Source organism: Streptomyces resistomycificus, from assembly GCF_001514265.1.
Taxonomy (GTDB): domain Bacteria; phylum Actinomycetota; class Actinomycetes; order Streptomycetales; family Streptomycetaceae; genus Streptomyces; species Streptomyces resistomycificus.
In genome coordinates, this window is the sequence record NZ_KQ948990.1 from 650,451 (window position 1) to 651,508 (window position 1,058).

1 pseudogene is annotated in these 1,058 nt (G+C 65.4%); it reads right to left on the bottom strand.

Annotated features, from left to right (window positions below):
* Nucleotides 1–1,058: pseudogene (locus AQJ84_RS12995) on the bottom strand (ADP-ribosyltransferase); the annotation flags it as partial.

Here is a 1,058-nt window from a genome sequence, read left to right on the forward strand (position 1 = left end):
TGATGTCGCCGATCTTCGACAGGCCCGCGCCCGCGCCCTTGGCGATGTAGGTCATCGGGTCGATGACCTTGCCCGCCTTCCCCGCGGCCGACAACACCTTCGCCACCGCACCGGCCTTGCCCGCACCCGCCACACCCGCGCCCGCACCACCCGTGAACACGGTCGTCAGCACGTTGAAGGTGACCGCACCCGCAGCACGACCAGGGTTCTTGCCCCACTCGTCCCACGCCACCAGCGCCTTGCCCGTCTCCTTCATCGCCGTACGCGAATCACGGATCCAGGACGGGAGCTTGTCGTCCGGAAGCAGCCAGAACGCGGCACCCACACCCGGCATCGACGACAACACCAGACCCGTCGCCAGCTGCGCGAGGCCCTTCCACGCCTGCCCCATCGCCTCCCAGCCACCGAACCCCACCAGCGTGCCCAGGCCCTTGATGGTGCCCCAGATACCGTCCACGATCAGGCCGTCCCACACGAAGGACTTCACCCAGTGGCCGACCTCGTACCAATGATGCTTCTCCTCCACCGGGTCACCCCAGGGAAGCTTCGCGTTCTTCATGTCCTCGGCGTTGAACCCGTACTGGTCCTTACGCTCCGAACCATCCCCCGCCACCATCTGGGTACCACCCCAGATCGCGGTGATCTTGTTGTGACAGGTCCGCTCCGCCGCCCAGAACGCCGCCACCGTCGCCGTGACGTCATCCCGGATCTGGTTGTGCTCCTCGACCTTGTCCTCGTCGTACTCCCACTCGTCGTCATCCTTCACCGACGCGACGAACGTGGACGCCCTGGTCTTCAGCTCCTTCAGCCTGTCCACCAAAGGACGAACCTCGGTCGCGTACGAGGACAACGCACCCGACACCGTCTCCAGGTTGTCCCCGAAGGTGTCCGCACGGTCCTTCACCGGCTTCGTCGTCGCGAACAACCGCTCCGCCTCCGGAGCCGTGTAATACGCCGACAGCCCCTGGAACTGCGCATCGACATCACCACCGGTCTTACGCACCAGACCCGCGTCCTTCTTCAGGTCCGCGTAATCCGTCTCCAACTGCGCCAAGTCA